The organism is Streptomyces sp. PKU-EA00015, from assembly GCF_013387495.1.
Taxonomy (GTDB): Bacteria; Actinomycetota; Actinomycetes; order Streptomycetales; family Streptomycetaceae; genus Streptomyces.
Window position 1 is genome coordinate 43,232 of record NZ_JABZEE010000070.1, and the last position, 6,854, is coordinate 50,085.

6 protein-coding genes are annotated in these 6,854 nt (G+C 70.8%); 5 read left to right on the forward strand and 1 reads right to left on the reverse strand.

The window, feature by feature from the left end:
- Window positions 1-4: 4 nt before the first annotated feature.
- Window positions 5-1,150, reverse strand: coding sequence for an S-methyl-5-thioribose-1-phosphate isomerase (gene mtnA / locus HW130_RS31930; RefSeq protein WP_177153259.1), 1,146 nt, complete (start codon window positions 1,148-1,150; stop codon window positions 5-7).
- Window positions 1,151-1,329: 179 nt separating this feature from the next.
- On the opposite strand from mtnA, the gene HW130_RS31935 reads away from it, so the two are divergent.
- The 5 genes from HW130_RS31935 to HW130_RS31955 are packed head-to-tail and all read left to right on the forward strand — an operon-like array spanning window position 1,330 to window position 6,742.
- Window positions 1,330-2,538, forward strand: a complete 1,209-nt coding sequence (locus HW130_RS31935; RefSeq protein ID WP_177153260.1) for a glycerophosphoryl diester phosphodiesterase membrane domain-containing protein — start codon at window positions 1,330-1,332, stop codon at window positions 2,536-2,538.
- 4 nt (window positions 2,539-2,542) lie between these two features.
- Window positions 2,543-3,232, forward strand: a complete 690-nt coding sequence (locus HW130_RS31940) for a DUF4129 domain-containing protein (protein ID WP_177153261.1) — start codon at window positions 2,543-2,545, stop codon at window positions 3,230-3,232.
- Entirely contained in the window at window positions 3,229-4,443 is a 1,215-nt protein-coding gene (locus HW130_RS31945; RefSeq protein WP_177153262.1) for a DUF4350 domain-containing protein, read from the forward strand. Before HW130_RS31940 ends, HW130_RS31945 begins: the two co-directional genes overlap by 4 nt.
- A complete protein-coding gene (locus HW130_RS31950; RefSeq protein WP_177153263.1) occupies window positions 4,440-5,423 on the forward strand; it encodes a MoxR family ATPase in 984 nt (327 codons plus the stop codon). The genes HW130_RS31945 and HW130_RS31950 overlap by 4 nt, the downstream gene beginning before the upstream one ends.
- An 8-nt stretch (window positions 5,424-5,431) precedes the next feature.
- Complete coding sequence (locus HW130_RS31955; RefSeq protein ID WP_177153264.1) at window positions 5,432-6,742, forward strand: DUF58 domain-containing protein; 1,311 nt, start codon at window positions 5,432-5,434, stop codon at window positions 6,740-6,742.
- Window positions 6,743-6,854: the final 112 nt, after the last annotated feature.

Genomic DNA, 6,854 nt, shown 5'->3' on the forward strand with positions numbered 1-6,854 from the left:
CCCATTAGCTAATCGTTACCTGGCGTGACCTGGCACACAGCTCGGCTATGCCGGCCCTCGTGACCGGCGACACCACACCCTCCTCGGTGACGACGGCCGTGACCAGATCGGGCGGCGTGACATCGAACGCGGGGTTGTACGCCTGAGTTCCGAGCGGCGCTACGGACACTCCACCAGTTGCGGCCCCCGCTGCCCCCACCTGCGGGGATGTGACCTCCGTCACCTCGCTGCCGGATCGCTGCTCCACCTCGATCGAGGCGCCGTCCGGTGTACTCGGATCCATCGTCGTGGTCGGCGCCACGACGATGAACGGCACATGGTGGTACTTGGCCAGCACCGCGAGCGGATAACTGCCGACCTTGTTGGCCACCGATCCGTCCGCGGCGATCCGGTCCGCGCCGATCAGCACCGCATCCACCTCCCCCGCGGTGAACAGCGAGCCCGCGGCGCTGTCCGTCAGCAGGCTGTACGGCATACCGTTGCGCGCCGCCTCGTACGCCGTGAGCCGCGCACCCTGCAAAAGCGGCCTCGTCTCGTCCACCCACAGCCTGCGCAGCTCACCGGCCCGGTGCGCGGCCAACGCGACCGCGAACGCCGTGCCCTCCCCACCGGACACCAGTGCCCCGGTGTTGCAGTGCGTCAGGATCCGGTGCCCGCCCCCGGGCAGCAGCTCCCCGAGCAGCGCCAGCCCGTGCGCGGCCATTCGCCGGCTCGCCTCCGCGTCCGCACGGTGCAGCTCCCGCGCCGACGCGAGCGCCGCTGCCGCCGCCCGCTCGCCGTCCGCACCCGCTTCCACTGCCGTCCGGTACGCGGCGGCCGCCAGGCGCACTCCGTACCCCAGGTTCACCGCGGTGGGCCGCGCATTCTCGAGCAGCGCCGCCGCTTCCTCGACGTCATAGCCCCGGGCAGCCGCCAGAGCGACACCGTAGGCGCCCGCAATCCCCAGCAGGGGCGCCCCGCGCACCGCCAGGGTATGGATGGCCCGCACGAGGGCCGGAACATCGGTGCAGACCAGCTCCACCTCCTCGACCGGCAGCCGGGTCTGGTCGAGAAGCACCAGTACAGGACCTTCGGGCGGCTCGTCCCAGCGCAGCACCGGAAGCTTCGGCGGCACCGCCTCGGCAGGGTTTTGTGCGTACTGATCAGCCATCCGCCCAGTCTGCCCGGTGAGGCTCCAACAATGAAGGTGCGAAGGTGACCGATGCCCCCGCCCACCGGCGGCCGCCGCGTGGCACGATGGCTGCCACAGCCGCCCTGCCGGGCGGAAGGGCACCGTGAACTGCCGGCTCGGCGAGCCGGCCCCGCGACCAATCCATGAGGTGGACCACCGTGAACGACACTCCGGGCTGGGCCTCGCCCGGATCGGCTCCCTCCAACGGGCAGAACGCCGGCGTGCCGAATCCCGCCGAGCCCGCCGACGCTCCTTCCTCGAAGTGGTCCAAGGAGCAGCCGCCGCCCGGCCAGTGGTCCGCGCCGAGCGGATCCGGTTCTGTCCCGCGGCCTCCCGCCTCCGGCTGGGGCGGCGCGCCGCAGGGAGGCTGGGGTCGTCCGCCTGCCGCGGCCAAGCCCGGAGTGATCCCGCTCCGCCCTCTCGGCGTCGGCGAGATCCTCGACGGCGCTGTGTCGACGTTGCGCGCTCACTGGCGCACAGTCCTGGCCGTGACGGTCAGCGTCTCCGTCGTCACTCAGATCGCCAGCATCCTCGTCGAGCGCTATCTGTTGCCCGAACCGCCCGAGGTCAACCCCGACGCGACCCCCGAGGAAGCTCTGCAGCAGTCCGTGGAGTCCCTGCAGGCCAGCATGATCGCCATGGGCCCGGCGCTGCTCATCATGCTGATCGGCACGCTCCTCACCACCGCCCTGCTCACCGTGGTGATCAGCCGCTCCGTCCTGGGCCGTTCCGTGACGCTCCCCGAGGCCTGGCGGGAAGCCCGGCCCCGGCTGCCCCACCTGCTCGTCCTCATCCTGCTGCTGCCGCTGGGCAGCGCGCTGGTCCTGTGCGTGGGCATCCTCCCCGGCGTGCTGATCGGCGGAGCCGGAGTGCTCCTGTCGGTCATCGGCGGCATCGCCGCGATCGTGGCCGTCATCTGGCTGATGATCCGCTTCGCCCTCGCGCCCCCCGCGCTCGTACTCGAACGCCAGGGCGTCATCGCCTCGCTGCGTCGCTCCGCCAAGCTGGTGCAGGGCGCCTGGTGGCGCGTCTTCGGCATCACCCTGCTGACCGTCCTGCTGGCCTTCCTGGTCAGCATGGTCATCGCCATCCCCTTTACCGTCATCGGCTTCGCCGTGGACGGTGTCAGCCTCAGCGACTTCTTCAGCGGCAATTCCCCCGAGTTCGGCTGGCCATTCCTGATCATCACCGGCATCGGATCCGTGATCGCCTCCTCGATCACGTACCCGATCTCGGCCGGCGTGACCGCGCTTCTCTACGTCGACCAGCGCATCCGCCGCGAAGCACTCGACCTCGAGCTCGCCCGCGCCGCAGGCCTCCCCGGCTACGGAACCGAGCCGCCCGGCAACCACTCCACCAGGGGCTGATGCGGTGCTGAGTGCGGGGGGCGCAACGGCAGCTGGGCCGCTGATCCGAGCGAGCGACGACGTGCCGGTGGACATTCCGCGTGTCCCCGCCCGTGAGGCGGCGGAACGGGAGCTGTCCGACCCGATGTACGGCGAGGACGATCCGAACCTGCTCGAGCGGGCACTGGACAGGTTCTGGGACTGGGTCGGCGGTCTCTTCGAGGGCGCAGCCGGTGCAGGCTTCGGCGGAACGGCCGGACTGGTCGTCATCTTCCTCGTCGTCATCGCCCTGGCGGCAGCCCTGTGGTGGCGTCTCGGCACACCACAGCGCACCCCCGTCTCGGCGGACTCCCTCTTCGACGCCGGGCCCCGCAGCGCTGCCGAACACCGCATCGCCGCCGAGGAACACGCCGCCGCTACTCGCTGGAACCAGGCCGTCCAGGAGCGGATGCGCGCCGTCGTCCGCTCCCTGGAGGAGCGAGCCCTGCTCGCGCCGCGCCCCGGGCGCACCGCCGACGAGGCGGCCGCCGAAGCCGGCCGCTCCCTGCCGCCCCATGCCGATGAACTCCGGGCAGCCGCCAGAGCGTTCGACGACATCACATATGGCGGCCGCACCGCGGACCGGCAGTCGTACGAACGCCTGCGAGACCTGGACCTCGAACTGGAGCGCGCCAAGCCCCAACTGACACAGGCCGCCCAAGGAGCCGCCGAATGACCGGGGCCGCCACCAGCTCCATGTCCCCCACCGCGCGCCAGGTGTGGACGCGTGCTCGCGGAGTCCTCGTCGTCTTCCTCCTGCTCGTCGCGGCGGGCATCGCCATGGCCGCCGTGCGCTCGGGAGATCACCACGGCCGCCTCGACCCCCGCTCCGCAGACCAGTACGGCAGCCGCGCGGTTGCCGAACTCCTCGAGAACCGCGGGGTCTCCGTCCGGGTCGTCACCACACTCGATGCGGCAGGCGCAGCCGCCGGCCCCGACACCACACTCCTCGTCACCGAACCCGACCTGTTGACCAGCGGCCAGCAAGAGGCCCTTCACTCGGCGACGTCGTCCTCCGGCGGGCGCATAGTACTCCTTGCCGCAGGCTCCGCCTCCATCGACACTCTGGCTCCGGGCGTCCGTGCCGACGTCCCGGCACGGGTCGCGCCCCTCACTCCGCAGTGCACCTATCCGGTCGCGCGCCGGGCGGGCGACGCCGAACTCGGCGGGGAGCGCTACAGCACCGACGCACCTGGCGCCGACAGCTGCTACCCGAGCGACGGACTGCCGTCCCTGCTCAGGGTCGACACCCCGGCCGACGGTGACACCGTCCTTCTCGGCGCCCCGGACATCCTCTACAACGACCGTCTCGACAAACAGGGCAACGCCTCCCTTGCGCTTCAACTCCTCGGGTCACGGCCCGAACTGGTCTGGTACATGCCGTCTCTCAGCGATCCCTCCGCCGTAGACAGCGGTCAAGAGCAGGACGACGGCGAGGAGAGTGCCGAGGGTGAAAGCGCCTTCCTCGACCTCATCCCGTCCGGCTGGCTCTGGGGCACGCTCCAACTCGCGCTCGCAGCCGTCCTCGCCGCCATCTGGCGTGCACGCCGCCTCGGCCCGCTGGTCACCGAGCGCCTGCCGGTCGCCATCCGCGCCTCAGAGGCCACCGAAGGCCGCGCCCGTCTCTACCGCAAGGTCAACGCCCGCGACCGCGCCGCCGCCTCCCTGCGCTCCGCCACCCGAACCCGCCTCGCCCCGCTCCTCGGTCTGCCGCCGGCCGAAGCGCACTCCCCCGACGCCCTGATCCCCGCAGTCTCGGCCCAACTGCCCGACACCGCCCGGGACATCCGCGACCTGCTCTTCGGCCCCGCCCCGGCCGACGACCTCAGCCTTGTCAACCTGGCCGACCAACTCGACGCCCTCGAAAGAGAGGTACGCACCTCATGAGCGCCCCGACCCCCGAGACAGCCGAGAACTCGGACCGCGCCCGCACCTCCCTGGAGGCCCTGCGCACCGAGATCGCCAAGGCGGTGGTCGGCCAGGACCCTGCTGTCACCGGTCTCGTCGTGGCTCTGCTCTGCCGCGGCCACGTCCTGCTCGAAGGAGTCCCCGGAGTCGCCAAGACGCTGCTGGTCCGCGCACTCGCCGCCTCCCTCGAACTCGACACCAAGCGCGTCCAGTTCACCCCCGACCTGATGCCCAGTGACGTCACCGGGTCCCTGGTCTACGACACGCACACCTCGGAGTTCTCCTTCCAGCAAGGCCCGGTGTTCACCAACCTCCTGCTGGCCGACGAGATCAACCGCACCCCTCCCAAGACGCAGTCCTCCCTGCTGGAAGCGATGGAAGAGCGCCAGGTGACGGTCGACGGCACACCGCGGCCCCTCCCCGAGCCCTTTCTCGTCGCCGCTACGCAGAACCCCGTCGAGTACGAGGGCACCTACCCGCTCCCCGAGGCACAGCTCGACCGCTTCCTCCTCAAGCTCACCGTGCCCCTCCCCTCACGCGAGGACGAGATCAATGTCCTCACGCGTCACGCCGAGGGTTTCAACCCGCGCGATCTCGCTGCCGCGGGCGTCCGTCCCGTAGCCGGCGCCGCAGACCTGGCGGCGGCCCGGGCCGCCGTCGCCAAGGTCTCGGTGTCGGCCGAGATCGCGGGCTATGTCGTCGACATCTGCCGCGCCACCCGCGAATCCCCATCGCTCACCCTGGGCGCCTCACCCCGCGGTGCGACAGCCCTGCTCTCCACCGCCCGCGCCTGGGCCTGGCTCACGGGCCGGGACTACGTCATCCCGGACGACGTGAAGGCTCTGGCCCTGCCCACTCTGCGTCATCGGATCCAGCTGCGCCCCGAAGCGGAGATGGAAGGAGTCACCGCCGACTCCGTCATCACCGCCATCCTCGCCCACGTCCCCGTCCCCCGCTGAGGCTGGCCATGGCCCTCACCGGACGAACGGCGCTTCTCGCAGCTCTTGGCTCTCTCCCCGTCGGCATCCTCGCCCCCAGCTGGACGGGGATGCTCGCCGTCAACGCGCCTCTTTCACTCGCAATCCTGTGCGACTACGCCCTCGCCGCGCCAGTGCGGACACTCCGTTTCACCCGATCTGGTGATACATCTGTTCGACTTGGTGACGTGGCTCAGATCGAGCTGACCCTCACCAATCCGTCCGGCCGACCCCTCCGGGCCCATCTTCGGGACGCATGGCCCCCGAGCAGTTGGGCTCCCGGGACCGAGCAGTCGGCCTCCAGGCACCGTCTGAGAGTGCCCGCAGGAGAGCGCCGACGGATCACGACGCTGCTCACTCCCACCCGTCGAGGCGACCGGCACTCCGAGCGCGTCACCGTGCGCTCCTACGGCCCGCTGGGCCTCGCCGCCCGCCAGGGCAACCACCATGTCCCCTGGACCGTACGCGTGCTGCCCCCCTTCACCAGCCGCAAGCACCTGCCCTCGCGGCTGGCCAGGCTCCGCGAACTCGACGGCCGGACCAGCACCCTGATCCGCGGGCAGGGCACAGAGTTCGACAGCCTCCGCGACTACGTCCCCGGCGATGACACCCGCTCGATCGACTGGCGTGCCACCGCCCGCAGGACCACCGTCGCCGTCCGCACCTGGCGGCCGGAGCGGGACCGGCACATTCTCGTGGTCCTCGACACCGGCCGGACGTCGGCGGGCCGGGTCGGCGACGTCCCTCGACTGGACGCCGCCATGGACGCGGCACTGCTCCTCAGCGCCCTTGCCTCACGCGCCGGCGACCGAGTCGGTCTGCTGGCCTATGACCGGCGGGTACGTGCTCAGGTTCAAGGCCGCTCGGCCGGTGACATCCTCCCCGCCATGGTGAACGTGTTCGCGCCGCTGGAACCGGAACTCGTCGAAACCGACGCCCGTGGACTCAGTGCCGCCGCACTGCAGAACGCTCCCCGCGGATCACTCGTCGTCCTCTTGACCAGTCTCGATGCCACCCCGATCGAGGAGGGGCTGCTGCCGGTTCTCCCTCAGCTCACTCGTCGGCACACCGTGCTGGTCGCGTCCGTCGCCGACCCGCACGTCGAGCAGATGACCATCAAGCGCGGCAGCGCAGAGGGCGTCTACGAGGCCGCAGCCGGCACACAGGCCCAAAGCCAGCGACAGCGAACGGCCGAACAACTCCAGCGCCACGGAGTCACGGTCGTCGACGCAACACCGGAAAAGCTCGCCCCCGCACTGGCAGATGCCTACCTCGCGTTGAAGGCCGCCGGTCGCCTGTGACGCCGATGAAGGCGTAAACAGCCTCAGCATGCTCGGCCGTCCACGTCCTGTGGGCCGGCCGAGCACGAAAAGCATCACACCAAAAACACCCCGGAACGCAGGAAAGCCCCGG

Coding starts and splice junctions, on each gene's coding strand:
- mtnA (WP_177153259.1), bottom strand. CDS start 1,150: ATGGCTGATCAGTACGCACAAAACCCTGCCGAGGCGGTGCCGCCGAAG.
- HW130_RS31955 (WP_177153264.1), top strand. CDS start 5,432: ATGGCCCTCACCGGACGAACGGCGCTTCTCGCAGCTCTTGGCTCTCTC.
- HW130_RS31950 (WP_177153263.1), top strand. CDS start 4,440: ATGAGCGCCCCGACCCCCGAGACAGCCGAGAACTCGGACCGCGCCCGC.
- HW130_RS31945 (WP_177153262.1), top strand. CDS start 3,229: ATGACCGGGGCCGCCACCAGCTCCATGTCCCCCACCGCGCGCCAGGTG.